General features: G+C 62.5%; 22 protein-coding genes. 6 read left to right on the forward strand and 16 right to left on the reverse strand.

Going from position 1 to position 26,600, the window contains the following annotated elements; genetic code table 11:
* Positions 1 to 120 precede the first annotated feature (120 nt).
* From dnaE to rpsB, 16 genes are all read right to left on the reverse strand, one after another.
* Complete coding sequence (gene dnaE, locus ACW4DH_RS14335; protein WP_459637075.1) at positions 121 to 3,624, reverse strand: DNA polymerase III subunit alpha; 3,504 nt, start codon at positions 3,622 to 3,624, stop codon at positions 121 to 123.
* An 80-nt stretch (positions 3,625 to 3,704) separates the two neighbouring features.
* A complete protein-coding gene (gene rnhB / locus ACW4DH_RS14340; RefSeq protein WP_459637076.1) occupies positions 3,705 to 4,334 on the reverse strand; it encodes a ribonuclease HII in 630 nt (209 codons plus the stop codon).
* Positions 4,331 to 5,500 carry a lipid-A-disaccharide synthase gene (gene lpxB / locus ACW4DH_RS14345; RefSeq protein WP_459637077.1) on the reverse strand — a complete coding sequence of 390 codons (1,170 nt, stop codon included), beginning with the start codon at positions 5,498 to 5,500 and terminating at the stop codon, positions 4,331 to 4,333. Before lpxB ends, rnhB begins: the two co-directional genes overlap by 4 nt.
* Positions 5,501 to 5,502: 2 nt before the next feature.
* Positions 5,503 to 6,270, reverse strand: a complete 768-nt coding sequence (gene lpxA / locus ACW4DH_RS14350; protein WP_459637078.1) for an acyl-ACP--UDP-N-acetylglucosamine O-acyltransferase — start codon at positions 6,268 to 6,270, stop codon at positions 5,503 to 5,505.
* A complete protein-coding gene (fabZ, locus tag ACW4DH_RS14355) occupies positions 6,267 to 6,710 on the reverse strand; it encodes a 3-hydroxyacyl-ACP dehydratase FabZ (protein ID WP_459637079.1) in 444 nt (147 codons plus the stop codon). The genes lpxA and fabZ overlap by 4 nt, the downstream gene beginning before the upstream one ends.
* Positions 6,711 to 6,826: 116 nt before the next feature.
* Positions 6,827 to 7,864 carry a UDP-3-O-(3-hydroxymyristoyl)glucosamine N-acyltransferase gene (lpxD, locus tag ACW4DH_RS14360; RefSeq protein WP_459637194.1) on the reverse strand — a complete coding sequence of 346 codons (1,038 nt, stop codon included), beginning with the start codon at positions 7,862 to 7,864 and terminating at the stop codon, positions 6,827 to 6,829.
* 193 nt (positions 7,865 to 8,057) lie between these two features.
* The gene (locus ACW4DH_RS14365) at positions 8,058 to 8,561 is read right to left on the reverse strand and encodes an OmpH/Skp family outer membrane protein (RefSeq protein ID WP_459637080.1); all 504 of its coding nucleotides are present in this window, start codon (positions 8,559 to 8,561) and stop codon (positions 8,058 to 8,060) included.
* 35 nt (positions 8,562 to 8,596) lie between these two features.
* Positions 8,597 to 10,945, reverse strand: coding sequence for an outer membrane protein assembly factor BamA (bamA, locus tag ACW4DH_RS14370; protein ID WP_459637081.1), 2,349 nt, complete (start codon positions 10,943 to 10,945; stop codon positions 8,597 to 8,599).
* Positions 10,946 to 11,121: 176 nt separating this feature from the next.
* Positions 11,122 to 12,477: a sigma E protease regulator RseP gene (rseP, locus tag ACW4DH_RS14375; RefSeq protein WP_459637082.1), complete on the reverse strand. Its 1,356-nt coding sequence runs from the start codon at positions 12,475 to 12,477 to the stop codon at positions 11,122 to 11,124.
* Between the two features lie 12 nt (positions 12,478 to 12,489).
* On the reverse strand, positions 12,490 to 13,701 hold the full coding sequence (ispC, locus tag ACW4DH_RS14380; RefSeq protein WP_459637083.1) for a 1-deoxy-D-xylulose-5-phosphate reductoisomerase: 1,212 nt from the start codon (positions 13,699 to 13,701) through the stop codon (positions 12,490 to 12,492).
* Positions 13,702 to 13,705: 4 nt separating this feature from the next.
* The gene (locus ACW4DH_RS14385) at positions 13,706 to 14,506 is read right to left on the reverse strand and encodes a phosphatidate cytidylyltransferase (protein WP_459637084.1); all 801 of its coding nucleotides are present in this window, start codon (positions 14,504 to 14,506) and stop codon (positions 13,706 to 13,708) included.
* Positions 14,499 to 15,242, reverse strand: a complete 744-nt coding sequence (gene uppS, locus ACW4DH_RS14390) for a polyprenyl diphosphate synthase (RefSeq protein WP_459637085.1) — start codon at positions 15,240 to 15,242, stop codon at positions 14,499 to 14,501. The genes ACW4DH_RS14385 and uppS overlap by 8 nt, the downstream gene beginning before the upstream one ends.
* Positions 15,243 to 15,313: 71 nt before the next feature.
* The gene (frr, locus tag ACW4DH_RS14395) at positions 15,314 to 15,871 is read right to left on the reverse strand and encodes a ribosome recycling factor (protein WP_459637086.1); all 558 of its coding nucleotides are present in this window, start codon (positions 15,869 to 15,871) and stop codon (positions 15,314 to 15,316) included.
* Between the two features lie 4 nt (positions 15,872 to 15,875).
* Positions 15,876 to 16,616: a UMP kinase gene (gene pyrH, locus ACW4DH_RS14400; protein WP_459637087.1), complete on the reverse strand. Its 741-nt coding sequence runs from the start codon at positions 16,614 to 16,616 to the stop codon at positions 15,876 to 15,878.
* Positions 16,617 to 16,725: 109 nt separating this feature from the next.
* Entirely contained in the window at positions 16,726 to 17,595 is an 870-nt protein-coding gene (tsf, locus tag ACW4DH_RS14405) for a translation elongation factor Ts (RefSeq protein WP_459637088.1), read from the reverse strand.
* 179 nt (positions 17,596 to 17,774) lie between these two features.
* Positions 17,775 to 18,509 carry a 30S ribosomal protein S2 gene (gene rpsB, locus ACW4DH_RS14410; RefSeq protein ID WP_459637089.1) on the reverse strand — a complete coding sequence of 245 codons (735 nt, stop codon included), beginning with the start codon at positions 18,507 to 18,509 and terminating at the stop codon, positions 17,775 to 17,777.
* Between the two features lie 347 nt (positions 18,510 to 18,856).
* Between rpsB and map the strand changes: the two genes are divergently transcribed.
* From map to dapE, 6 genes are all read left to right on the forward strand, one after another.
* The gene (map, locus tag ACW4DH_RS14415; RefSeq protein ID WP_459637090.1) at positions 18,857 to 19,648 is read left to right on the forward strand and encodes a type I methionyl aminopeptidase; all 792 of its coding nucleotides are present in this window, start codon (positions 18,857 to 18,859) and stop codon (positions 19,646 to 19,648) included.
* A gap of 176 nt (positions 19,649 to 19,824) precedes the next feature.
* Positions 19,825 to 22,500, forward strand: coding sequence for a [protein-PII] uridylyltransferase (locus tag ACW4DH_RS14420; RefSeq protein ID WP_459637091.1), 2,676 nt, complete (start codon positions 19,825 to 19,827; stop codon positions 22,498 to 22,500).
* A gap of 168 nt (positions 22,501 to 22,668) precedes the next feature.
* Positions 22,669 to 23,886, forward strand: coding sequence for a succinyldiaminopimelate transaminase (dapC, locus tag ACW4DH_RS14425; RefSeq protein WP_459637092.1), 1,218 nt, complete (start codon positions 22,669 to 22,671; stop codon positions 23,884 to 23,886).
* 20 nt (positions 23,887 to 23,906) lie between these two features.
* Positions 23,907 to 24,251 carry an arsenate reductase gene (locus tag ACW4DH_RS14430; RefSeq protein WP_459637093.1) on the forward strand — a complete coding sequence of 115 codons (345 nt, stop codon included), beginning with the start codon at positions 23,907 to 23,909 and terminating at the stop codon, positions 24,249 to 24,251.
* 88 nt (positions 24,252 to 24,339) lie between these two features.
* On the forward strand, positions 24,340 to 25,365 hold the full coding sequence (dapD, locus tag ACW4DH_RS14435) for a 2,3,4,5-tetrahydropyridine-2,6-dicarboxylate N-succinyltransferase (RefSeq protein ID WP_459637094.1): 1,026 nt from the start codon (positions 24,340 to 24,342) through the stop codon (positions 25,363 to 25,365).
* A 53-nt stretch (positions 25,366 to 25,418) separates the two neighbouring features.
* Positions 25,419 to 26,594 (forward strand): succinyl-diaminopimelate desuccinylase, encoded by a 1,176-nt coding sequence (gene dapE / locus ACW4DH_RS14440; protein ID WP_459637095.1) that lies wholly within the window; start codon positions 25,419 to 25,421, stop codon positions 26,592 to 26,594.
* The last annotated feature ends 6 nt before the right edge of the window (positions 26,595 to 26,600 follow it).

Below are 26,600 nucleotides of genomic sequence, written 5' to 3' on the forward strand. Positions count from 1 at the left end.
TGAAAGTGAGCAGCCTGGAGGCCACAGCTGCAAAGCGTTAATCAAGCGTGGAACACGTGCGTACATAACCGCGCATTATCTCACCCTGACAGCTTCACGCAAGGCGTGTTCCCGTCGCGTTCAGCCCCGATATTTGAGCCGAACGCCATCCTGCCCCTCGACTTCGCGCAAGGCGATCATCAGCTCATCGGAGGGTGCGACCTTCCAGTTCTCGTCGAGTTCGAGCCAGCCGCTGGCCTGGGTGTTGCGATATTTCACGCGCACCGGCAGCCCCTGGGCATCAAGCCAGGGCGTCAGGCTATCACGCAGGCTACGCGAGAAGCGACCGTTAAGCCGCGCGCCATCCACCGATACCTCCACCGCCTCGCCATAGCGGGCCCGCGCATCGACCATCGGTGTAATGTCCTTGCCGCGCAGGCGCAACCCGCCGGAGTAGTCATCGGAACTGACCTCCCCTTCGACGATCAACACCTGATCGGCTCCCAGCTTGTTCCGCACCTGATCGAACAGCTCGCCGAACAGCGACGCCTCGATACGGCCGGTCCGATCGTCCAGGGTCACGAAGGCCATGGTATCGCCACGCTTGGATTTCATGGTGCGCATGGCGACCACCAGCCCTGCGACACGCTGAGGCTCACGCGAGGGCTTGAGATCGGAAATACGTGAACCGACGAAGCGCTTGAGTTCATGCTCGTATTCGTCGATGGGGTGGCCGGTAAGATAGAGTCCCAGCGTTTCCTTCTCGCCGGCCAGACGCTCCTTGTCGGTCCATTCGCGAGCTGCAAGGTAGTCGGCATACACATCGCCGCTCTCGGGCTCGGCAAAGGCCTCGCCGAACATGTCCAGCATCCCCAGGCTGGCGTTGGCGTGGCTCTGGGATGCGGCCTTGAGCGCCGCTTCCAGCGAGGCCATCAGCACTGCGCGCGACGGCCCCAATGTATCCACCGCACCGGAACGGATCAGTGCCTCCAGGGTGCGCTTGTTCATACGCTTGCTGTCGACCCGGCGACAGAAATCGAACAGGTCGGTAAACGGCCCGTCGGTGCTGCGCGCCTCGACAATCGCCCCGATGGGGCCTTCACCGACGCCGCGGATCGCCCCCAGCCCATAGACCACCCGACCCTCGTCATCGACGGTGAACTTGTAGGCACCGATATTGACGTCAGGCGGCGTGACCGTCAGCCCCAGGTGGCGACACTCCTCGATCAGCGGCACCACCTTGTCGATGTTCTGCATCTCGGTGGAAAGCACCGCAGCCATGAACGGCGCCGGATAATGCGCCTTCAGCCAGGCGGTCTGATAGGACACCAGACCGTAGGCCGCCGAGTGCGACTTGTTGAAGCCGTACCCGGCGAACTTCTCCACCAGGTCGAAGATATTGCCCGCCAGCTCCTTGTCGATGCCATTGGCCGCGCAGCCCTCCATGAAACCGGCGCGCTGCTTGGCCATCTCCTCGGGCTTCTTCTTGCCCATCGCCCGGCGCAGCATGTCGGCCTGTCCCAGGCTGTAGCCGGCCAGCACCTGGGCGATCTGCATCACCTGCTCCTGGTACAGGATGATGCCGTAGGTGGGCTCGAGCACGGGCTTCAACAGCGCGTGCTGGTAATCGGGGTGCGGATAGGAGATTTCCGCGCGACCGTGCTTACGGTTGATGAAATCGTCGACCATGCCCGACTGCAGCGGCCCGGGGCGGAACAGTGCGACCAGGGCGATCATATCTTCTAGCGAGTCGGGCTGCAGGCGCTTGATCAGCTCCTTCATGCCGCGCGATTCAAGCTGGAACACCGCGGTGGTCTCGGCCTTCTTGAGCATGTCGAAGGTCGGCGCGTCGTTCAGCGGAATGCTGGCGATGTCCAGCGGCCCCTGACCGTCGCGCTTGCGCACCACGTCGACCATCTCTAACGCCCAGTCGATGATCGTCAGCGTGCGCAGCCCGAGAAAGTCGAACTTGACCAGCCCGGCTTCCTCGACATCATTCTTGTCGAACTGCACCACCAGCCCGGCGCCGTTCTCGTCACACAAAAGCGGCGAGAAGTCGGTGAGCTTGGTCGGCGCAATCACCACGCCCCCGGCGTGCTTGCCGGTCCCCCGGGTGATGCCTTCGAGCTTGAGCGCCATGTCCCAGATTTCCTGGGCTTCCTCGTCATCGTCGAGGAATTCGCGCAGCGCGGACTCCTGTTCATGCGCCTTGGCCAACGTCATGCCGACCTCGAAAGGGATCAGCTTGGAGAGCTTGTCGCCCAACGAGTACGGCTTGCCCTGGGCGCGCGCCACATCGCGCACCACCGCCTTGGCGGCCATGGTGCCGAAGGTGACGATCTGCGACACGGCATCGCGCCCGTAGCGTTCGGCGACATAGTCGATGACGCTGTCGCGCTTCTCCATGCAGAAGTCGACGTCGAAGTCGGGCATCGACACGCGCTCAGGATTAAGAAAGCGCTCGAACAGCAGATCGTACTCCAGCGGATCGAGATCAGTGATCTTCTGGGCATAGGCGACCAGCGAGCCGGCACCCGAACCACGCCCCGGCCCCACCGGTACATCGTTGTCCTTGGCCCACTGGATAAAGTCCATGACGATCAAGAAGTAACCGGGAAAGCCCATCTGGATGATGATATCGAGCTCGAAGTCCAACCGCTTGCGGTAGGCGGGCTCGTGCTCGGCGCGACTGCGGCCGGCATAAATGGCGCCCGGCCCTTCGAAGAGCTGGTCGAGGCGCTCCGTCAGACCGTCATGGGAGACCTTGCGGAAATACTCATCCTGGGTCATGCCTGCCGGGATCGGGAACTCGGGCAGAAAGATCTCGCCCAGACGCACATCGACGTTGCAGCGTGCGGCAATCATCACGCTGTTTTCCAGCGCTTCGGGAATGTCGCTGAACAGCTCGGCCATTTCCGCCGGGCTCTTGAGATATTGTTCTTCGCTGTAACGCTGTTCGCGCCGCGGGTCGCCGAGTGCCTTGCCCTCGCCGATCGATACGCGGGTCTCATGCGCCCAGAAATCCTCACGGGACAGGAAGCGCACATCGTTGGTCGCCACCACCGGTGTCCCGGTCTCGGCGGCAAGCCGAACCGAGAGATGCACGCACTCCTCGTCGTACTGTCGCCCGGTGCGCTGCAGTTCCAGATAGAAGCGCCCAGAAAAGTGCTGCTGCCACTCAGCGAGCAGCCCGCGAGCCGCCTCGCCATGCTCGGAAAGCAGGAAACGTCCGATCTCGCCCTCGCGGGCTCCGGACAGCGCGATCAGCCCCGCGCTCTGCTCGAAGATCCACGCCTTCTTGAGGATCGCCAGGCCCTGTTGCTGACCCTGGGTCCAGCCGCGCGAGATCAGCTCGGTGAGATTGCGATAACCGTCGCCGTCCATGGCGAGCAATGTCAGCCGGTAGGGGTGACCCTCATCATGCGGATTCTCCAGCCACAGGTCGGCACCGATCAGCGGCTTGAGCCCCGCCCCCTGGGCCGCCTTGTAGGTCTTGACCAAGCCGAAGAGATTGCTCTCGTCGGTGACCGTCACTGCCGGCATGCCGGCTTCCGCGGTCGCCTTGATCAGCGGTTTCAGACGCACCAGGCCGTCGACGAGGGAGTATTCGCTGTGCACGCGTAAATGGACGAAGGGCGTTGTCATGACGGGCTCGCGGGTAATGTCGGAGCATAGCTCCCAGGAAAAGTAAAACGACAAAGCGTCAGTGCAGCGGGACGTTGCGATCAGGGCTGTGCCAACGGCACCGCATCGAAAAGACCCAACTGTTTTCTCACCGGCGCAAAGGAACGTCGGTGCTCGGGCAAGGGCCCGAAGCGCTCGAGCGCCTCGCAATGCTCGGGCGTGGGATAACCTTTGTGGCGCGCGAAGCCGTACTCGGGATGACGCAGATGGAGCGCGACCATCTGGGCGTCGCGGGCCACCTTGGCCAGGATCGAGGCGGCACTGATCGCCGGATGGCGCAGATCGCCCTTGACCACCGCCTGACCGGGAACATGATGCCCCGGTAGACGGTTGCCGTCCACCAGCAGATAGCCGGCGGGTATGCCAAGCGCATCGATGGCCCGACGCATGGCCAGATGCGTGGCGTGGTAGATATTGAGCGCATCGATCTCCTCCGGCGAGGCCTCGGCCACGGCGAATGCCAACGCCTTGTCGCGGATCTCGCCATCCAGGGCCTGGCGCCGCTTCTCGGAGAGCTTCTTGGAGTCGGTCAGCCCGGCAATGGAACGCGCGGGATCGAGAATTACCGCGGCGGCCACCACAGCCCCGACCAAGGGACCACGCCCGACCTCGTCGATACCCGCCAGATGCGGACCATCGTAATCAATGACCAGAGGCGGCCAATCGCTCATCGCGCCTCCCTCCCCTCGGCGGGTAGCGGCTGACCTTGCGCCAGGGCACTTACGGCAGTGGCGGCGCGCTCGCTGGCATCTCGCTGCAGGCCGGCATGCATGGCGGCGAAGCGTCGTTCCATGGCCTGGCGGGCGCTCACATCGCCCAGCCAAGTGGCGAGCGGTACGGCGATCGCCTCGGGAGTCGCGGCATCCTGGATCAGCTCCGGCACCAGCGCTTCCTGTGCGATCAGATTGGGCAGCGAGATCCACGACGTCTTGACCATGCGCTTGGCCAGCCAGTGCGTGGCCGGGGCCATCTTGTAGGCGACCACCATGGGACGGTGACACAACATGGCTTCCAGCGCCGCCGTGCCCGAGGCAAGCAGTACGGCATCGGAGGCAATCATCGCCTCGCGCGACTGACCGTCGAGCAGGTGGACGCGCGGAGCCAGGTCGGGGAAAGCCGCCAGCAGTGTCTCGAGCTCCTCGTGGCGCTGGGGCGTCGCGGCAGGAATCACCACCTGCAGATCCGCGACGCACTGGATCAACTGGCGCACTGTCTCCAGAAAGGTCTTGCCCAGAAAGCGTATCTCGTTGGCGCGTGAGCCCGGCAGCACCGCCAATAGCGGCACCTGCGGCGCCAGGCCGAGTCGTTCACGCGCCGATTGACGATCATTGACCAGCGGCAGTTCGTCGGCCAGCGGATGGCCGACGAAGGTCACCGGCACGCCGCGTGCAGCGTAGAAGGCCGCTTCGAAGGGCAGCAGGGTCAGCATGGCGTCCACCGACTGGGCAATCCCTTTTACGCGCCCCTGGCGCCAGGCCCATACCGAGGGACTGACGTAATGTACCGTGGCAATGCCCTGCGCACGCAGTTGCTTCTCGAGACCGAGATTGAAATCGGGCGCATCGATGCCGACCATGACGTCGGGTTGCCAGGCCAGCGCGTCACGCCTGAGGTGGCGGCGGACTTTCACCAGCGCGGAAAGGTGCTTGACGACCTCGACCAGCCCCATTACCGACAGCGTCTCCAGCGGATAGAGGCTATCGAAGCCTTCGGCCAGCATGCGCGGTCCGCCAATTCCACGAAACTCGACGTGCGGATGGCGTGACTTGAGCGCACGCATCAAACCGGCACCGAGAATATCGCCGGAGAGCTCGCCTGCGACCAGATAGACCCGCATGCCTAGCGCGTAATGCCTCGGGTGGAGGCTCTCAGCGAAGTGACGAAAGCCTCCACTTCGGGCATCGAATAACGCGCCTCGATTGTCTCGATCGCCTGCTCGAGTGTCAGCCCCTGACGATAGACGACACGGTAGGCGTCGCTGAGTGCCTTGAGCGCCTCACGCGAGAAACCGCGCCGCTTGAGGCCCACCAGGTTGAGGCCGTGCGTCTTGGCGGGGTTACCGTTGACGATCAGGTAGGCGGGAATGTCCTTGGTGATGATCGAACCGCCACCACACATGGCATGGGTGCCGATATGGCAAAACTGATGCACCGCTGAAAGGCCGCCGAGAATCGCCTGATCGCCCATGATGACGTGTCCGCCCAGCGTGGCCTGGTTGGCCATGATACAGTCGTCACCGATCACACAGTCGTGACCGACGTGCGAGTAGGCCATGAACAGGTTGCGGTTGCCGATGGTCGTCACGCCACGATCCTGGACAGTGCCACGATGCAGCGTCACGCTCTCGCGGATGACGTTATCGTCGCCGATCTCGAGCCGGGTGGGCTCGCCCGCATATTTCTTGTCCTGACAGTCTTCGCCTACCGAGGCGAACTGGAAAATGCGATTACGCTTGCCCAGACGGCAGGGCCCCTTGAGCACGACATGCGGCCCGATCACGGTTCCGGCCCCAACTTCGACATCGGGACCGATCACGCTGAACGGGCCCACCTTGACGTCATCGGCCAGACGGGCGGCGGGATCGACGATGGCGGTAGGATGAATCAAGCGACTTTCCTCTCGGCACAGATGATCTCGGCTTCACAGGCCAGTTCACCGTCGACGGTGCCACGGCAGGCGAATTTCCAGATGCCGCGTTTGGCCCGTATGACATTGGCTTCCAGACGCAACTGATCGCCAGGCATGACGGGGCGCTTGAAGCGTACGTTGTCACTGCCCACCAAGTAGTAAACATAGCCGTCGCGGGGCAGCTTGTTGACCGTCTTGAATCCCAGAATGCCACACGCCTGCGCCATGGCTTCGATGATCAGTACGCCAGGCATGATCGGATGGTGAGGAAAATGCCCGTTGAAGAACGGCTCGTTGATGCTCACGTTCTTACAGGCAGTAATGGATTCGCCAAGGGTGATTTCCAGTACGCGATCCACCAGCAGGAAAGGATAGCGGTGGGGCAGATACTCACGAATCTCATTGATGTCCATAACCATCGGTGCAACCTCTAAAATAGCGAAATGCCCGTCACGGGGACAGGCATGCGTCGGCGGGGTATCCGCTCCCGGCTCGGGCGTGGATTATACAGGCCCGACTGCCGACTGACAGCAGCTCAATCGTCCTTTGCCCTGCGCTCCAGGCGCGTCACGCGCTTCGCCATCTCATCGAGCTGCTTGAAGCGTACGGCATTCTTGCGCCACTGGCTGTTGCTCATGGCCCCGGTGCCCGAGGAATAGACCCCGGGTTCGTGGATGGAGTTGGTGATCAAGCTCATGCCGGTGATCTGTACGCCATCGCAAAGGGTCAGGTGTCCGGCCAGTCCTGCGCCACCGCCCAGCATGCAATGCCGCCCCACCCGGGTGGAGCCGGCGATTCCCACGCAGCCGGCCAGCGCACTGTGGTCGCCGATCTGCACGTTATGTGCGATCTGTACCTGGCTGTCGATCTTGACGTCGTGACCGATCCAGGTATCGCCCAACGCCCCGCGGTCGATGCTCGAGCAACTCCCCACCTCCACATCGTCCCCGAGCACGACACTGCCCAACTGAGCAATCTTGTGCCAGCGGCTGCCATCGTGGGCGAAGCCGAAACCGTCGCCACCGATGACGCAGCTGCTATGCAGAATGGCTCGCTGGCCAATGATCACCCCGTGATACAGCGTCACGTTGGCATACAGTCGCGAGCCCGCGCCGATCTGGCTGTCAGCGCCGACCACGCTGCCCGGCCCGATCACCACGTCATCGCCGATTTCGGCCCCCGCCTCGATGACCGCCAGCGCCCCAACCTCGACATTCCGCCCCAGACGCACGTTGTCGGCAATCACCGCCGAGGGATGGACTCCCGCGGCGGCACGCTCGGCCACCGGGTCGAACAGGCGCGACAGCTCGGCATAAGCCAGATAGGGATTGGCGAGTTCAAGCCGGGCCGTGGGCGACTCGGGGCCAAACTCGGGATGCAGCAGCACGGCGGCGGCACGCGTCGACGCGAGGTACTTGAGATAGGCCTTGTTGGCCAGGAAACTGACATCCTCCGGGCCGGCATCGCTTAGCGTTGCCAAGCCACTGACCTCGCGATCGGCGTCACCGACCAGGTGGGCGCCCAATCGCTCGGCCAGGTCACCGAGCGTGCAGGAGATACGGTTGCGAGTCATCATGGACAATACCGGGCGCGCTGGGTGCCCTCAGGACTCCGTCGTTGCCGTTCAAAGTGAATCACGTCACGCCGCCCTCGTCCGGTATAAGCGAAGCATCAGGAGGCGAAACTGCTCTAACCGGCCATACTACCTGGCCGGTGGCAATGCGCAACACGAAGCCGTAGATGCAGCGTTCGCCGGCACTTCAGGCTCAGTTGAGTGAATTGATGATTCGGGTGACCTCCTCGGTCAGGTCCAGCCCGTCCTGGCTGTAGACCACTGCGTCACGATCCACCAGCACCTGGACATCATGTTCGGCCACGACACGTTCGATGGCCTTGTCGAGGTTGGGCTTGGCCTTTTGCAGGAACGCCTGTTCCTTTTCCTGTTGGGCGCGCTGAATCTGCGAACGCAGTTGCTGGAACTGACGCCCCTTCTGCATGAGTTGCTGCTGCAGGTCATCGCGCTCTGATTCGGACATCACCGCCCCGTCCTTCTGCAGGCGCTGCTGAAGCTGCTGAACTTCCTGACCCAGCGACTGGGCCTGCTGCTGCTGAGCGCTGGTCTGGTTCTTCAGTTCATTCATCGAGCGCTGCGCGGCATCGGACTGCAGCAAGGCCTGGCGCCAGTCGAGCACCGCCACGTCGGCCGCCTGCGCCGGCAAGGACATGACGCCCAGCAGGCCTACACACAGAGCCCCGGTCAACTTACGCATTCCACTTCTCCTTTCAAGATTCATGTAGCCCGCGCTTAGAACGTCTGTCCCAGCGAGAACTGGAAGACCTGGGTGTCATCGTCACTCTCGGCATTGATGGGCTTCGCCACACTGAAGGTCAACGGCCCTACCGGCGTCAACCAGGACAGCCCCAGCCCCACGCTGTAACGCAGCTCGCCCATATCCACACCGCTCGAACAGCTCGAGGTATAGTTTTCGCCGGGGCCTTCTGGCACGTCGTAGCACTCGGTGAGGTAGGTGTTACCGGCATCGAAGAACACGCTGGTCTGCAGCGAACGACGATCCTCGACCCAGGGGAACGGGTAGATCAACTCCACCGAGCCTTCGACCAGCACGTTGCCGCCCAGCGTATCGTTGTCGCCCTCGTTGCGCTCCGTGGTCTTCGGCCCCAGTGTGTTGCCCGTATAGCCACGCACCGACCCCAGCCCACCGGAATAGAAGTTTTCGTAGAACGGATACGGATCCCCGCTACCCAGCGTATCGGCGTAACCCAATTCGGTGCTGAACTTCACCGACCAATCGGGGTTGAGTTCGAAGAGCTTCTGGCCGCGATAGCGCAGCTTGTAGTACTCGGCATCCGAACCGGGCACGGCGGTTTCCAGCGACACGCGCTGATAGCTGCCATCGGTGGGCATGATGCCGCGGTTGAGATTGTTGCGCGTCCAGCTCGCCGTCAGCTTGTAGGTCAGGAAATCCTCGCCCTGAGCGTCGGTGTACTCGACGATTTCTGCGGGTGTGTCGTAGTAGGTCTTCAGCGACAGGTTCTCGAGACCCACACCGAAGTTCAGCCGCGACAGCTCGTTGATGGGATAGCCGAAATTGATTCCGCCGCCGAAGGCATCGGTGGAGTAGGTCGAAATATCGGAATCTTCGTAGTCCGTCTCACGGTAGAACAGGTTGTAGCCCCGCGAGATGCCATCCAGCGTCCAGTACGGATCGGTGAAGCCGAAGTTCAGGCTGGTATAGGTATCGCTGCGCTGCGCGCCGACATTGACCTGATTGCCGGTCCCCAGGAAGTTGTTCTGGGACAGCGAAGCCCCGTAGATCACCCCCGCGGTCTGCGAATACCCCACACTGGCGGAGATCGAGCCCGACGGTTGTTCTTCGACGTTGTAGGTCACATCCAGTTGATCGGGCTCGCCCGCCACCGGACGCGTTTCCACATCGACCTGACGGAAGAAACCCAACCGTTCGAGACGCTGGCGCGACTGGCTGATCTGATCGGTGGAAGCCGGCGCTCCCTCCATCTGGGTCATCTCGCGTCGCAGCACCTCATCCTGCGTGGTGGTGTTGCCGACGAAGTTGATGCGTCGCACATAGGCGCGGCGTCCCGGATCGACAACGAAGGTCACATCCACGGTGCTGTCGCTCTCGTTCACCTCGGGCACGCTCTCGACACTGGCGAAGGCGAACCCTTCGGCGCCAAGCTTCAGACGTAGCGCTTCGGCGGCCTCCGTCAATGTGCTTCGCGAGTAGTACTCGCCGGGCTGGGCCTTGACCAGCTCGCGGGCCTCCTGCTCATCGAGAGTCAGATCCCCTGCGAAGCGGATCTCATCGAGGCGGTAGCGCTTGCCCTCGTCGACATTGACGGTCACGAAGATCTGCGACTTGTCGGGACTGATCGAGACCTGCGTCGAGGTAATCGCGAAGTTCACGTATCCGCGGTCGAGATAGTACGAGCGCAGGGTTTCCAGATCGCCCGAGAGCTTCTCGCGGGAATAATCGTCGTCGGAGAACCAACCGAAGAACCAGCCGGGAGTGTCCTCGAGTTCGAACAGGTCACGCAGCGTCTCGTTGTCAAACGCCTCGTTGCCCACGACATTGATCTGCCGGATCTTGGCGACGGCACCTTCATTGACGTCGATATTGACCTGCACCCGGTTGCGTTCGAGCTGCTCGACCGAGGTATCGATACGCGCGCTGTAACGCCCCTGGGACTGATAGAGTCGCTCGAGTTCACGCTGCATCTCTTCGAGGGTCGAGCGCTGCAGCACCTGACCTTCGGCCAGGCCGGACTCGCGCAGCCCCTTACGCAGATCCTCCTCGGGAATCTGCGTATTGCCCTCGATTTCGATCTTGGAAATGGAGGGACGCTCGACTACGTTGATAATCAGCACGTCGTCATCACGGGCCAGCCGGACATCGTCGAACAGTCCCGTTTCAAACAATTGCCGGGCCGCTTCGGCGAGCTCACGTTCGTCAACCGTCTCGTGGGCGCTGACCGGAAACGCATTGAACACGGAGGCCGCCGAAACGCGCTGCAGCCCTTCCACGCGAATATCGGAAATTTCAAAAGGAGCCGCCAGCGCAGCCGGGGCACTGGTAAGCAGCAATGCCGCCAATCCGATGGTCTTGAGTTTCATGCAGTCGCTTCGCTTCTCTGGAGTCCGCCCGCTAGTAGACAGGCACCTTATACATTTCTTTGGGCCACTGACAAGGCTCCGCCTTGCCTGCCTCGCGTGTTCCATACCGGCCAGCGTGGCAGAGCTTCACGGCACCGCCGCGCGCCCCGCTTCACGTCAGGCCTCCTGCTCGTGCCTTACAAGCGCATCAGATCGAAATACAGCGCCATGATCATCAACGTGCCCACCAGGGCCACACCGATCCGCAAACCGAAGGCCTGAGCCGTATCGGAAACCGGCTTGCCGCGCACCACTTCGATCAGGTAATAGACCAGATGTCCGCCATCGAGTACCGGAATCGGCAGTAGGTTAAGCACGCCCAGGCTGATCGACAGATAGGCCAGGAAACTGACGAAGCTTTCCAGACCGCTGCGGGCCGACTCTCCCGCGATGCGGGCAATGGTGATCGGTCCCGACAGGTTGGAAGGAGAAATCAGCCCCACCAGCATCTTGCGGATCGAATCCAGCGTCAGCACGGTCATCTCGCCAGTCTTGGCCAGCGATTGGCTCACCGCCCCCAGCGGACCATAACTAATATTGCGCCGAGACTCTTCGGGCCATTCGACGCTCTGGGCACCGGCACCGATATAGCCCACCGTCTGGCCATTTTCCAACTCGCGCGAGGCCGGTATCAGCTCGACGCTCTGGCGCTGCCCATTGCGCTGCAACGTGACTGTCAGCGCGGTTTCGGGATGCTCGCGTACCTGTTCGACAAAATCCATCCAGTTTTCTACTGGCGTCGCGTTTACCGCCTGAATACGATCCCCCGGCTGCAGCCCGGCTTGAGCCGCGCGTTCCTCTTCCAGCACCTGCCCCAGCACGGCCGGGACCTCGGGGCGCCACGGCGTAATGCCCAGGCTGAGCAGTGGGCGAGGCGGGTCCTGACGCACCAGCCAGTCGCTGACCGGCACGCGCAACTCGCGTGTCACGCTCTCATCGGGGTCGCGTACGGCAATCGACAGCTCGCCATTGGCGCCGATCAAGGCGACCAGCTTGAGATTCACCTCTTCCCAGGAAGGCGTGGAATGCCCGTTGACGGTCACGATCTCCTGGCCGGGGGTCAGCCCACCGCGCGCGGCCGGAGAATCCGGTGCCACTTCGCCGATCACCGGCGTTACGGTAGTGGTTCCATAAACGAAGAGCACCCAATAGGCGACCAACGCCAGCAGGAAATTGGCGAGGGGACCGGCGGCCACGATGGCAATGCGCCGCCATACGCTCTTGCGGTTGAAGGCCTGATCGAGCTCATCGGGCGACACTGGCCCCTCTCGCTCGTCGAGCATCTTGACATAGCCGCCCAGAGGAATGGCCGCCAGAGCATATTCGGTACCATGGCGGTCGACACGCGACCACAGCGGCTTGCCGAAACCGACCGAAAAGCGCAGTACCTTGACGCCACAGCGCCGGGCGACCCAGAAATGACCGAATTCATGGAAGGTAATCAGCAGGCCAAGGACTACGATGACCGCCAGCAGGTTCTGGATCGCGTCCATAATGTCAGCCTCCTAGATGAAACGAGAACGCAACAGACGCTCGGCATCACGCCGGGCGGCCATGTCTTCGGACAATATCATGTCCAGTTCGTCGGCGGAGCAGACTTCGCGTCGCTCGAGCACACGCTCGACGAGCGTGGCGATTTGCGTAAACGCTAGCCGCCCTTCAAGAAACGCAGCGACGGCAACCTCATTGGCGGCATTGAGCACGGCCGGTGCCGTCCCGCCGGCCTGCATGGCATCACGGGCCAGACGCAGGCATGGAAAGCGGGCTTCGTCGGGGGCCTCGAAATCGAGACGCGCCACGGCGAACAGATCGAGACTCTTGACCCCCGCCTCGATGCGCTCGGGCCAGGCCAGCCCGTAGGCAATGGGGGTGCGCATGTCAGGATTGCCCAACTGGGCGATTACCGAGCCGTCGCTGTAGGCCGCCATCGAGTGAATCACGCTCTGCGGATGCACCACCACCTGAATCTGCTCGGGACGGGCATCGAACAGCCAGCAGGCTTCGATGAGTTCCAGTCCCTTGTTCATCAAGGTCGCGCTATCCACCGAAATCTTGCGCCCCATGGACCAGTTGGGATGCGCGCAGGCCTGCGCCGGAGAGACCCTGTCCAGTTGATCGGCGCTCCAGCCCCGGAAGGGGCCGCCGGAAGCGGTCAGCAGCAACTGCGAGACGCCATGACACCCCAGTCCGCCACGATGTCCCGGAGGTAGACACTGATAGATGGCGTTATGTTCCGAGTCGATGGGCAATAGCACGGCATCGTGACGCTCCACCGCCTCCATGAACAGCGCGCCGGACATTACCAGGGCTTCCTTGTTGGCCAGCAGCACGCGCTTACCGGCGCGCACCGCGGCCAGGGTCGGCAGCAGCCCCGCCGCCCCGACGATCGCCGCCATCACGATATCGGCGTCATGGGCGCATGCCACTTCCTGCAAGGCCGCCTCGCCCGCGCGCACCTCGGTGGCCAGGCCGGCCGCGGTCAGTTGCTCACGCAGCCAGGCGGCATCGGCTTCCTCGCCCAGCACCGCTACGTCGGGATGATGTTTAACACACTGATCGCGCAGTTTTTCCCGTGAACTGTACGCGGTCAGCGCATGCACTCGATAGCGTGTCGGATGACGGGCGATTACATCGAGCGTACTGGTGCCGATCGAGCCAGTGGCGCCCAGGACAGTGATCGCCTGGGCAGACTCGGGTAGGAAAGAATCCCGCATCATTACCTCATCCCAACCAAGGGAGCAGTAGCGCGAACAGCGGTATGGCTGCCGTCAGACTGTCGATGCGGTCAAGCACACCGCCATGCCCCGGCAATAGCCGACTGGAGTCCTTGAGGCCACGAAAGCGCTTGAGCATGCTTTCCAGCAGGTCGCCAAGCACCGAAATCAGCGCCACCAGCGCCGTGATGATCAGTAGCTGAAGCGTCTGCGTCAGACTCAGCCCATGCCACACCGCGAAGATCACCGCCAGTACTTCGGCACCGCACAGGCCGCCGACCACACCGGCCCACGACTTGCCTGGACTGACCCGCGGCGCCAGCTTGCGTTTGCCGAAGGCGCGACCGGCAAAGTAGGCGCCGATATCGGCCACCCACACCAGCATCAATACGAACAGCAGCCAGGCGACGCCTTCCTGGCGCAATTGGATAAAGCCGATCCAACAGGGCAGCAGGACCCAGAGACCGATCACTAGCCGAGGGACACGTCCGCCCCACTGCTGCTGACGCCGGGGATAGTTGAACACCCAGTACAGGTTCATCAACCAGCCCAGCATCCCCAACCATAGCGGCCAGGCCTGCTGCGTGGCGGCGGTGGTCCAGGCCAGCCACATCAGCAGCGCACAGAGCAGCACATAGCCCAAGCGTGCCATACGCTGTGGAAAACCGGCCAGATTGGCCCACTCCCAGGCACCGAACGACAGCACGACGCCGGTGAATACCGCAAACGGTGCCTCGATCAGGCCGAACAGCCCCGCCAGTGCCAGCGGCGCCAGTATCAGCGCCGTGATGATCCGTTGTCTAAGCACCTTGCGCCTCGATCTGCTCCTGAGTCATGCCGAAACGACGCTGCCGTTGACAGAAAGCCTCGAGCGCCGCATCGAACGCCTCGGCCTTGAAGTCCGGCCATAATTCCGGAGCGAAGTAGAACTCGGCATAGGCCAGTTGCCAGAGCATGAAGTTGGAAATTCGCTGCTCGCCGCTGGTGCGAATACACAGGTCCACCGCCGGCGAGTCCGCCAAACAGATTTCGGCTTCGAGCGCCTGTTCATCGATGGCCGACGCCGCCATTTCCCCTGCCTCGACGCGCGCGGCCAAACGCCGCGCCGCCTCGGCGATATCCCAGCGTCCGCCGTAGTTGGCGGCGATCACCAGGTGCAGACGCTGATTGTGGCGGGTCATTTCCTCGGCGCGCACGATGTGTTTCTGTATCGACTGTGAAAAGCGCGAGCGCTCACCGATGACCGACAGGCGGATGTCATGCTCGTGCAGCTTCCTGACTTCACGCTTGAGCGCCAGCAGAAACAGCTCCATCAGGGCGTTGACCTCGGCACTCGGACGCTTCCAGTTCTCACTGGAAAACGCAAACAGCGTCAGCGTCTCGATGCCACGCTCGGCGGCACGTTGAATCACGGCGCGCACCGCCTCGATACCGGCGCGATGGCCACGTACGCCAGACAGGCCCCTAGCCTGAGCCCAGCGATTATTGCCATCCATGATGATCGCCACATGGCGCGGCGATGTAGGGGACTGCGGTGACGTCATGGAGTCTCGCATGGCGGAAAAGAAAGCGGGCAGCACCCCGCCCGCTGGCTGAATAACAAAGATAACGATCCTTAGACTTGCATCAGATCATGTTCCTTGGCTTCCAGCAATTTGTCGATTTCGGCGATATATTTATCGGTCAGCTTCTGGATCGCATCCGTGGCGCCATGCTCCTGGTCCTCGGATATCTCCTTTTCCTTGAGCAGATCCTTGATATCGCCATTGGCGTCGCGGCGCACGTTGCGCACGGCAACCCGGGCATTCTCGGCTTCGCTGCGCGCCTGCTTGATGTAGTTCTTGCGTGTTTCTTCGGTCAGCGCCGGCATCGGCACACGGATCACGTTGCCCGCCGTCGATGGATTGAGCCCCAGATCGGAGGTCATGATGGCCTTTTCGACCTTGGGCACCATGGGCCGTTCCCACGGCACCACCGCCAGGGTACGGGCATCTTCCACATTGACGCTGGCAACCTGATTGAGTGGCATCTGGGCGCCGTAATATTCGACCATCACGGCATCCAGAATGCTGGGGTGGGCACGCCCGGTACGAATCTTGTGGAAGTTGGTCTGTAGCGCTTCCACGCTCTTGTGCATGCGGGACTCAGCGTCTTTCTTGATATCGTTGATCACGGTTTCAACCTCTGTCTATCAGCGTGCCTTCCGTACCGCCCACTACCAGATTGAGCAGTGCACCCGGCTTGGTCATATCGAACACGCGCACCGGCATTCCATGGTCACGCACCAGGCAGATGGCGGTCAAATCCATTACTTCCAGCTTTTGGTCGAGTACGTCGTCGTAGCCCAGGCGCTCGTACTTGACGGCATCGCCATGCTTGACCGGGTCCTTGTCGTAGACACCGTCCACCTTGGTGGCCTTGATCACCACATCGGCATCGATCTCGATACCCCGCAGGCAGGCTGCGGAATCCGTCGTAAAGAACGGATTGCCAGTGCCGGCGGAAAAGATCACCACATCGCCGGAGGTCAGATAGCGGATCCCGGTACGCCGATCATAATGCTCGACGACACCGCTCATGGGAATCGCCGACATGACCCGCGAGCGGATATTGGAACGCTCAAGGGCATCGCGCATCGCCAGTGCGTTCATGACCGTCGCCAGCATTCCCATGTGGTCGCCAGTGACGCGGTCCATGCCCGCCGAATGCAGCGCGGCGCCACGGAACAGGTTGCCGCCGCCGATCACGATGCCTACCTGAACGCCGATCCCCACCAGCTGGCCGATTTCCAGGGCCATGCGGTCCAGCACCTTGGGATCGATACCAAACTCTCCATCGCCCATCAGGGCCTCACCGGACAGCTTGAGCAGAATGCGCTTGTACTTCGATTTGGCACTGCGTTCATTGGGGGCAGGCATACGAATTCTCCCTGAATCGGCGGATGGTGGCGCAACGCGATGATGCTTGGGCCGGATACGCGATGGCGTGCGCTTTCGCGCACGCCATCAAGACTTCAAAAGTCGGACCTTAGCTCCGGCGAGCTTGTTCCATGACTTCCTTGGCAAAGTCGACTTCTTCCTTCTCGATGCCTTCACCCACTTCGAAACGGGTGAAACCCATCACTTCACCGCCGGCCGCTTTGACATAGCTGGCAACGGTGGTGTTGGGGTCCTTGACGAACGGCTGCTCGGTCAGGCTGTTCTCGGCCAGATACTTCTTGAGGCGGCCTTGAACCATCTTCTCGGCGATTTCGGCCGGCTTGCCCGCCATATCGGGCTGCGCCAGGATAATCGCCTTTTCCTGTTCCAGCACTTCCTGGGGCATGTCATCCGGACGCGCCACGGTCGGATTGATCGCGGCGACGTGCATGGCGACATCCTTGGCAACATCGGCATTGCCGCCGGTCAGCTGGGTCAGCACGCCGATACGGTCGCCGTGAACGTAGGCACCGACCAAACCGCCCGCCGGCGCTTCGATGACCGCCGCACGGCGTACGGTGATGTTCTCACCGATCTTCTGCACCAGTTGGTTGCGTGCTTCTTCGAGTTCGCCGTCCATCACTTCGGCAATGCTCTCGGATTTGCTCTCGAAGACCTTGGCCAGCACTTTCTCGGCGAAGCCCTTGAAGTTGTCATCACGCGAAACGAAATCGGTCTCGGAATTGACTTCGAGCATCGCACCGTAGCTGCCGTCCTCGGCCACGCGGGTCACGATAGCGCCTTCGGCGGCGATACGCCCGGCTTTCTTGGCGGACTTCAGACCCGCATTCTTGCGCAGGTCCTCGATGGCCTTCTCGATGTCGCCACCGGCTTCGGTGAGTGCCTTCTTGCACTCCATCATGCCGAGTCCGGTGCGCTCGCGCAGTTCTTTGACCAGAGATGCGCTGATAGCTGCCATGATATTACCTCTGAATGGTTCGACGTCTTGATTCGGAATTCCGGGTGATCCACTCGTCCAACGGCCGGACGGTGAAAAAAGGGGGCCGTAGCCCCCTCATCGTTGTCCGCTCAGCCTGCCGGGGAGCACCTTATCAGGTTAACGCACTCCAGATGACAGACGATGCAGACATGCCAGGATCACTCGGCGACTTCGTTGTTCGTTTCGGCGACTTCGACAAACTCGTCGGGACGACCTTCCTTCGCTTTCGCGCAGGCATCGGCGATAGCCTGTACGTAGATCTGGATGGCACGAATGGAGTCATCGTTGCCCGGGATGACGTAATCCACGCCATCCGGGTCGGAATTGGTATCGACCACGCCAATGACCGGGATGCCCAGCTTGTTGGCTTCGTTGATCGCGATGCGCTCATGATCGACGTCGATCACGAACAGTGCATCGGGCAGGCCACCCATGTCCTTGATACCGCCAACGGAACGCTCGAGCTTGTCCTGCTCGCGGGTCGCCATCAGGACTTCCTTCTTGGTCAGCTTCTCGAAAGTGCCATCTTCGTGCATGGTTTCGAGTTCGCGCAGACGCTTGATGGAAACACGAATCGTCTTGTAGTTGGTCAGCATGCCGCCCAACCAGCGATGGTTGACGAACGGCTGACCCGCGCGCACGGCTTCTTCCTTGATGATCTTGCTGGCGGAACGCTTGGTGCCGACGAACAGGATCTTGTTGTTGGAAGCGGCCATCTTCTCGACCACGCCGATCGCATCGTTCAATGCCGGCAGAGTGTGCTCGAGGTTGATGATATGAATCTTGTTGCGCGCGCCGAAGATGAATTTACTCATCTTCGGGTTCCAGTACTTGGTCTGGTGACCGAAGTGAGCGCCTGCCTTGAGCAGGTCACGCATATTGACTTGTGCCATGATGACTCCTGAGAATCGGGTTGGGCCTCCACACACCCCATGGATCCGACCGCAGGCGCATCGTGGGACGCGTTCCGTACGGCACCCGGGACCATGTGACGGTGCATGTGTGTTTTTAAGGCGTTAAGCTTGTGTCGCACTTTCTCGCAAAACAACTCCTCGCCAGACCGACGAATCGGCAGAACCAGTGTAGAAGATTGCAGTAAAGCGCGCGGCTTTATACCATAGAACGATTCCAAGATGAAGCCGTATGCCTGCCGCAAAATTGGCCCGGGATACATTCAGCGCAGGTCGCAAGCGTTTGCGTGCCGCGCCGGCAGGCCCGACCCCTTCCGATCCGAGATTGTATGAATATTCCCATCAAGACGCCCGATGAAATCGACAAGATGCGCGAAGCCGGCCGCCAGGCTGCCAGCGTGCTGGAGATGATCACGCCCCATGTGCAGGCCGGAGTCAGCACCGGCGAGCTCGACCGCCTGTGCCATGACTACATTGTCAACGAGCTGGGCTCGACGCCCGCACCGCTTAACTATCACGGGTTCCCCAAGTCGATCTGCACTTCACTCAACCATGTGGTCTGCCACGGCATCCCCGATTTCGACAAGAAGCTGAAGAAGGGCGACATCATGAACATGGACATCACCGTGAGGACCGCCGACGGTTACCACGGTGATACCAGCATGATGTTTATCATTGGCGAAACCATTCAGGGCGAACGGCTATGCCGCGTGACCCAGGAATGTCTGTACAAGAGCATGGCGCTGGTACGTCCCGGCGTGCGCCTCTCGGAGCTCGCCCGCGCCATTCAGAGCCATGCCGAGGCCAACGGCTACTCGGTGGTACGCGATTTTTGCGGGCATGGCATCGGTGTCGGCTTCCATGAGGAGCCCCAGGTGCTGCATTACGACGGTTACGATCCGGCGGCCGATGCCGAGCTCGCCGAGGGCATGTGCCTGACCGTCGAGCCGATGGTCAACGTCGGCGGTTACCAGACCAAGGTGCTCAAGGACAGGTGGACGGCGGTGACCAAGGACAAGAGCCTGACCGCCCAGTGGGAACATACCCTACTGGTCACAGCCGACGGCGTCGAGGTCCTGACCGCGCGCGCCGATGAAGACCTGTCCTTTCTGAACGCCTGATTTCCGCTAGCGCCCCGGTCTGGCCATATCGGCTACTGCCGGGGCCGGTTTTACCGTTATCATGTCTTTCGCGGGCACCCCGTTCACGTCGCCCTCTTCGCATTCAAGCGCGCCACGCTCGAGTGCGTCATGCAGAAGTTCCGCGTTTCCCACGCTCGTCCGGAGACTCACGCCGAATGCTGCTTCACCACTATCGCTTCACCCCCGACGAGACGCTGTTCGACGTCGCGGCGTTTGCCGCCGAGCTCCAGGCCAGCCGCACGCCGATCATGGTGTTCAAGCAAGCGCTGCATACCCTGCAGACTCGCCTCGACGCCCGCTTTCGAGCAGGCGCCGATATTCGTGATCTGATTCACGGTCGCGCCTGGTGTCTGGATCAGTTGCTCAGCATCGCCTGGTCGCGTCACGCCTGGCCCGATGACGGCGTCGCCCTGCTCGCCGTGGGCGGTTACGGACGCGGCGAGTTACATCCGCACTCGGACATCGACTTACTGCTGCTGCTCGAGCATGACGACGACACCCCCTACCGCGAACCGCTGACCGCCTTCATCACCTTCTTGTGGGATATCGGGCTGGAAATCGGTCAGAGCGTGCGCTCGCTATCCGACTGCGAGCGCGAAGCCCTGGCCGACGTCACGGTCATCACCAACCTGCTCGAAACCCGTACGCTGGCGGGCCCCGAACACCTGCGCGACGCCATGCGCGAGCGTCTGTCCACCGCGGCCATGTGGCCCTCGGACGCCTTCTTCAAGGCCAAATGGCAGGAACAGATCACTCGCCACTATCGCTTCAACAACTCGGAATACCACCTCGAGCCCAACATCAAGAGTTCTCCCGGTGGGCTGCGTGACATTCAGATGATCGGATGGGTCGCCAAGCGCCACTTCGGGCCGCTGCGCTACGAAGACGTCGTCGCCCAGGGCTTCATGAACGATGCCGAGCTGCGCATCTTGAGCCAGGGCCAGGCCTTCTTGTGGCAGGTCCGCTACGCGCTGCACATGCTCACCGGCCGTGCCGAGGACCGGCTGCTGTTCGACCATCAGCGCGCCATCGCCGAGCTGTTCGGTTATGTTGACACCCCGGAGCGCCTCGCCGTCGAGCAGTTCATGAAACGCTACTATCGGCATGTCACCACCCTGGCGGGGCTCAATGATATGCTGTTGCAGCACTTCGACGAGGTCATCCTGCATGCCGACGAAGTGCTCGAGAGCAAACCGCTCAACAAGCGCTTCGAAATCAAGGGCGGCTACATCCAGGCTCGCCATACCAATGTATTCAAGCGTCGCCCGGGAGCCCTGCTCGAGCTGTTCCTGCTCATGGCCCAGCATCCCGAGATCGAGGGGGTGCGAGCGGCGACCATCCGCCTGATCCGTGATCAACGCCACCAGATCGATGCCGCCTTTCGCGAGGACGTGCGCCATCACAGCCTGTTCATGGAACTGTTGCGCTCAGGTGGCAACGTGGCCCGCCAGTTGCGCCGCATGTCGCGCTATGGCGTGCTCGGCAAGTACCTGCCGGAGTTCGGCCAGGCGGTGGGCCTGATGCAGCACGACCTGTTTCACATCTATACCGTCGATGCGCATACGTTGAGGTTGCTGAAATTCGTGCAGCGCTTTCGCGAGCCGGAGGGGCGCCACCAGTTTCCAGTCGCCGCCACCCTCGTCCATCAGTTGCCCAAGCTCGAGCTGCTGTGGATCGCCGGGCTATACCACGATATCGGCAAGGGCCGCGGCGGCGACCACTCCGAACTGGGCGCGCAGGATGCGACACTGTTCTGCGAACGCCATGGCCTGTCGGGACGCGATACCCGGCTGGTCGCATGGCTGGTCAAGCACCATCTGCTGATGTCGATGACGGCGCAGAAGCGCGACATTTCCGATCCCGACGTGATCCGAGAATTCGCCGAGCAGATGCGCGACGAGGTGCACCTGAACTATCTCTACGTGCTCACCGTCGCCGACATCAACGCCACCAATCCTTCCTTGTGGAACGGCTGGCGCGCCTCGTTGATGCGACAACTGTATACCGAAACCAAGCGTGTGCTGCGCCGCGGACTGGATAATGCGCTCGACCGGGCCGAGTGGGCGCAGGAGTCACGTGAAGAAGCCCTGGCGCTGCTCCGCAGCGTGGGCGCCGACGCCGCTCAGGTCGAACAGCTATGGACCTCGTTCGGCGAGGATTACTTCCTGCAGTACTCCCCCAGCGAGATCGTCTGGCAGACCCAGGGCATCCTGGCGCACACTCCCTCGCCACTGCCACTGGTGCTGGTCAACGCGCCCACCGAAGACATGACGGAGGGCGGTACCAAGGTGTTCATACACACCCGCTCGGTGGAGGACCTGTTCGCCGCCACCGCAGCGGCCATGGAACAGCTGGGGCTGTCGATCCATGACGCACGCATCGCCACGTCGAGCAATGACTGGACCCTGAACACCTTCATTGTGCTCGACGACAACGATGAGCCGATTCGCGATCCCGCCCGCCTGGCGGACATTCGCCAGCACCTGGTCGAGGAGCTCGACGACCCCGAAGACTACCCCCAGATCGTCAGCCGCCACACCCCCCGGCAGCTCAAGCACTTCAAAGTCCCCACCCAGGTGGTCATCGAGCAGGATATCGCCAATCATCGCACCTCGCTCGAGCTCATCGCTCCCGACCGCCCCGGCCTGCTGGCGCGCGTCGGACGCATCTTCATGGAGCAGAACATTGCGCTGTCGGCGGCCAAGATCGCCACTCTCGGCGAGCGGGTCGAGGACGTGTTCTTCATCACCGACAAAGCCGGACAACCGCTGACCGACCCCGCACGTCAGGCACGCCTGCGCGAGCGCCTGTGCGAAGTCCTGAATGTCTGAGGGCCAATGCTGAAACGCCCCGGTCCGGCCCCGATTTGAGGCGTCCTGCCGGCTTGCCTATAATGGGGGGCTTTGCGCAGGTCGTCGCTCCGTATGCCGGGCCTCGCCCGCGGGATAGCACCTCTAAACGACATGTCGTCCGCGCGACCGGACCACGCTGGAACATCGATGAATCCCGATCTTGACGCCCTCAAGCCCTACCCCTTCGAGCGGCTGGCCGCCCTGAAGGCCGGCGTAACGCCACCGCATGCACTCGCGCATATTCCGTTGTCGATCGGCGAGCCTCAACATGCCCCGCCTGCGGCGGTACTTGAGGCGCTCAATCGCCACGCCGGCGATGTGGCACGCTATCCGGCCACCACCGGTCTGCCCGAACTGCGTCGCGTCATGGCCAACTGGGCCACGCGACGCTTCGGCCTGGCCCGGGGCAGTCTCGATCCCGAGCAGCACATGCTGCCGGTCAATGGCACGCGTGAAGCCATCTTCGCCTTCGTACAGGCCGCGCTCGACCGCTCGCGCCCCGCTCGGGTGGCCATGCCCAACCCTTTCTATCAGATCTATGAAGGTGCCACCCTGCTTGCCGGGGGGCAGCCGTTGTACCTGAACTGCCATGCCGAACATGGCTGGCGCCCGGATTTCGATGCCGTGCCGGTGGATACTTGGCGCGAGGTGCAGATCGTCTTCGTCTGCTCGCCGGGCAACCCCACCGGGGCCGTCACGCCGCTGGCCGACTATCAGCGGCTGCTCGAACTCGCCGACGAACATGACTTCATCATTGCCTCCGACGAGTGCTATTCGGAGCTGTACCTCGACGAAACCGCGCCGCCGCCCGGACTGCTGCAGGCTTGCGCGACGCTCGGTCGCGACGACTATCGCCGTTGTATCGTTTTCCACTCGCTCTCCAAGCGCTCCAACCTGCCGGGGCTGCGCTCAGGCTTCGTCGCCGGCGATGCCGATCTGATCGCGCCGTTCAAGCGTTATCGCACCTATCACGGCTGCGCCATGTCGCTGCAGGTACAGCAAGCCTCGATCGTCGCCTGGAATGACGAGGCACATGTGCTGGCCAACCGTGACGACTACCGCGACAAGTTCGCCGCGGTGAGTGAAATTCTTGCTCCGGTGATGGAGTTTGCCGCGCCCGAGGCCAGCTTCTATCTATGGCCGGCGGTGCCCGGCGGCGATGACGAGGCCTTCGCCCGCGAGCTGTTTGCCGAACAGCATGTCAGCGTACTGCCGGGGCGTTACATGTCCCGCGAGACCCAGGACGCCAGCTCGTCCTCCTACAACCCCGGCGCAGGACGCGTGCGTCTGGCGCTGGTGGCCGACACCCAGGCCACCGTCGAAGCCGCGCAGCGCATTCGCCGCTTCATCGAGCGTCACCGCTAATCACAGCTCAGGAGAGCGACATGATCATCGTGTATGGCATCAAGACCTGTGACACCTGTCGCAAGGCGCGCAGGGCACTCGATGCCCAGGGCATTGCCCACCGCTATCATGACCTGCGCGAAGACGGCCTGAACGCCGCGCTGCTCGACGATTTCCTGGCCCGTACCGACTGGCAGACGCTGGTCAATACGCGCAGCCAGACCTGGCGTTCGCTCGCGGATAGCGACAAGCAAGACCTCGATACCGACAAGGCCCGTACGCTTCTGCTTGCGCACCCCACCCTGCTCAAGCGACCGCTACTCGATAGCCAAGACGCGCTAATCGTCGGCTTCAAACCCGACACGTACGCGGCGCTGGCCGGCTAATACCACGCGGCACTCGCGACACCCGTCGTCGGACGGCGGGTTGCCCGATCCGGTTGATCACTTGACTGAACACAATGAGGACACTGACATGCTGAGCTTCGCCCTTGGAATCGGCTCCCAGAACACCCAAGGCGACTGGCTGGAAGTTTACTATCCCGCCCCGCTGCACCAGCCCGATGCCGCACTGGTCGAGGCTGCCCGCCAGACGCTCGAGGCCCCCGCCGGCAACGCCGTGGTCAGCTTCCTGCCCGAGCATTGCGCCGCGCTGGCCACGGCCCTGCGCAGCGCCGGTGATGACGCCCAGGCCGAACTCGCCGAGACGCTGTTCATGAGCCAGCGCCCCCTGGTCGCGGTGTTTCTCGAGACCGACGAGGCGCCGACCAGCGTGCCCGAGGTGTATCTCAAGTTGCACCTGCTGTCGCACCGTCTGGTCAAGCCGCACGGTATCGACCTGAGCGGCATGTTCGGCCTGTTGAAGAACATCGCCTGGACCAACGAAGGCGCCATCGATATCGAGGAGCTGCCGGCGCGGCGCCTCAAGGCACGCCTGGAAGGTCGTGCGCTATCGGTGGACTGCGTCGACAAATTCCCCAAGATGGCCGACTACGTGGTGCCCAAGGGTATTCGTATCGCCGATACCGCCCGCGTGCGGCTGGGCGCTTACCTTGGTGAAGGCACCACTGTGATGCACGAAGGCTTCGTCAACTTCAATGCCGGCACCGCAGGGCCGGGCATGATCGAAGGGCGCATCTCCGCCGGCGTCATGGTCGGCAAGGGCTCCGACCTGGGCGGCGGTTGCTCGACCATGGGCACCCTCTCGGGGGGAGGAAATATCGTGATTTCCGTGGGCGAAGGCTGTTTGATCGGCGCCAACGCCGGCATCGGCATTCCGTTGGGCAACCGCTGCACCGTGGAAGCCGGTCTGTACCTCACCGCCGGCGCCAAGGTTGCGGTCCTCGATGACAAGGGCGAGCTGGTCGAAACCGTCGCCGGGCGCGACCTGGCCGGCCAGGATGACCTGCTGCTGCGTCGCAATTCGGTCAATGGCCGCATCGAGTGCCTGACCAACAAGAGCGCCATCGAGCTCAACGAAGCGCTGCACGCGCACAACTGATCCCCGCGCCTGCCGTTGGCAGGCGTCATTGTTTGCCTTACTCGAGACTCTTCATGCCATCGCCTGATACCGCCGAGCCCTCACGGGCTTCATCGCCCCTCTCGCCGACGCTGGAGCTGGCCTGCGAGCTGATGCGCCGCCCGTCGGTGACTCCCGACGACGCGGGCTGTCAGGAGGTCATGATCGAGCGCCTGAGCCGGCTGGGCTTTACGATCGAACGGTTGCGCTTCGGCGAGGTGGAGAACTTCTGGGCGGTCCATGGCCACCACGGGCCGGTGCTGGCCTTTGCCGGCCATACCGACGTGGTCCCCAGCGGTCCGGAAACCAACTGGGAAACGCCGCCCTTCGAGCCGCACGTCAACGCCGAAGGTGAGCTTTGTGGCCGTGGCGCCGCCGACATGAAGGGCAGCTTGGCCGCCATGATCACCGCGGTGGAGCGCTTCGTTCGCGCCTGCCCCGAACATGACGGCAAGATCGCCTTTCTGATCACCGCCGACGAGGAGGGCCCGGCCATCGACGGCACCCGCGCCGTGGTCGAACACTTGCGCGAACGTCACGAGCGTCTCGATTACTGCATCGTCGGCGAACCCTCTTCCACCCAGCATCTCGGCGACATGATCAAGAACGGCCGACGCGGCTCGCTGGGTGGCGTGCTGCATGTCAGCGGCGTGCAGGGCCACGTGGCCTATCCGCATCTGGCGCGCAATCCCATTCACGAGGCGGCGCCGGCCCTCGACGCCCTGGCACGCGAAAACTGGGACAGCGGTAACGAATTCTTTCCCGCCACCAGTTTCCAGATATCCAACATCCGTGCCGGAACCGGGGCCACCAATGTGATTCCCGGCGAGCTGGAGGTGGTGTTCAACTTCCGCTACTCCACCGAGGTGACCTTCGATGAGCTCAAGGCACGCACCCGTGCGATTCTCGACGCCCATGGCTTGGACTACCGCCTCGACTGGACACTCAACGGCGAGCCGTTCCTGACCGCCGAAGGCGCCCTGATCGAGGCCGCGCTCGCCGGTGTCGAGAGCGTGCAGGGTGTACGTCCACAGCTCTCCACCGCGGGTGGCACCTCCGACGGTCGCTTCATCGCCACGCTGGGTGCACAGGTGGTCGAATTGGGCCCGGTCAACGCCACCATCCACAAGGTCGATGAACGCATCCGCGCCTCGGACCTGAACACTCTGAGCCGCATCTACGAAGCGATTCTCACGCGACTCTTCACCTGAGGCAGA

The organism is Halomonas sp. WWR20, assembly GCF_054602495.1.

What these genes read in the sequence shown, in the direction of transcription:
- dnaE (WP_459637075.1), bottom strand. Translation starts at nt 3,624, where the DNA reads ATGACAACGCCCTTCGTCCATTTACGCGTGCACAGCGAATACTCCCTC.
- rnhB (WP_459637076.1), bottom strand. Translation starts at nt 4,334, where the DNA reads ATGAGCGATTGGCCGCCTCTGGTCATTGATTACGATGGTCCGCATCTG.
- lpxB (WP_459637077.1), bottom strand. Translation starts at nt 5,500, where the DNA reads ATGCGGGTCTATCTGGTCGCAGGCGAGCTCTCCGGCGATATTCTCGGT.
- fabZ (WP_459637079.1), bottom strand. Translation starts at nt 6,710, where the DNA reads ATGGTTATGGACATCAATGAGATTCGTGAGTATCTGCCCCACCGCTAT.
- lpxD (WP_459637194.1), bottom strand. Translation starts at nt 7,864, where the DNA reads ATGACTCGCAACCGTATCTCCTGCACGCTCGGTGACCTGGCCGAGCGA.
- ACW4DH_RS14365 (WP_459637080.1), bottom strand. Translation starts at nt 8,561, where the DNA reads ATGCGTAAGTTGACCGGGGCTCTGTGTGTAGGCCTGCTGGGCGTCATG.
- bamA (WP_459637081.1), bottom strand. Translation starts at nt 10,945, where the DNA reads ATGAAACTCAAGACCATCGGATTGGCGGCATTGCTGCTTACCAGTGCC.
- rseP (WP_459637082.1), bottom strand. Translation starts at nt 12,477, where the DNA reads ATGGACGCGATCCAGAACCTGCTGGCGGTCATCGTAGTCCTTGGCCTG.
- ispC (WP_459637083.1), bottom strand. Translation starts at nt 13,701, where the DNA reads ATGATGCGGGATTCTTTCCTACCCGAGTCTGCCCAGGCGATCACTGTC.
- uppS (WP_459637085.1), bottom strand. Translation starts at nt 15,242, where the DNA reads ATGACGTCACCGCAGTCCCCTACATCGCCGCGCCATGTGGCGATCATC.
- pyrH (WP_459637087.1), bottom strand. Translation starts at nt 16,616, where the DNA reads ATGCCTGCCCCCAATGAACGCAGTGCCAAATCGAAGTACAAGCGCATT.
- tsf (WP_459637088.1), bottom strand. Translation starts at nt 17,595, where the DNA reads ATGGCAGCTATCAGCGCATCTCTGGTCAAAGAACTGCGCGAGCGCACC.
- rpsB (WP_459637089.1), bottom strand. Translation starts at nt 18,509, where the DNA reads ATGGCACAAGTCAATATGCGTGACCTGCTCAAGGCAGGCGCTCACTTC.
- map (WP_459637090.1), top strand. Translation starts at nt 18,857, where the DNA reads ATGAATATTCCCATCAAGACGCCCGATGAAATCGACAAGATGCGCGAA.
- ACW4DH_RS14420 (WP_459637091.1), top strand. Translation starts at nt 19,825, where the DNA reads ATGCTGCTTCACCACTATCGCTTCACCCCCGACGAGACGCTGTTCGAC.
- dapC (WP_459637092.1), top strand. Translation starts at nt 22,669, where the DNA reads ATGAATCCCGATCTTGACGCCCTCAAGCCCTACCCCTTCGAGCGGCTG.
- ACW4DH_RS14430 (WP_459637093.1), top strand. Translation starts at nt 23,907, where the DNA reads ATGATCATCGTGTATGGCATCAAGACCTGTGACACCTGTCGCAAGGCG.
- dapD (WP_459637094.1), top strand. Translation starts at nt 24,340, where the DNA reads ATGCTGAGCTTCGCCCTTGGAATCGGCTCCCAGAACACCCAAGGCGAC.
- dapE (WP_459637095.1), top strand. Translation starts at nt 25,419, where the DNA reads ATGCCATCGCCTGATACCGCCGAGCCCTCACGGGCTTCATCGCCCCTC.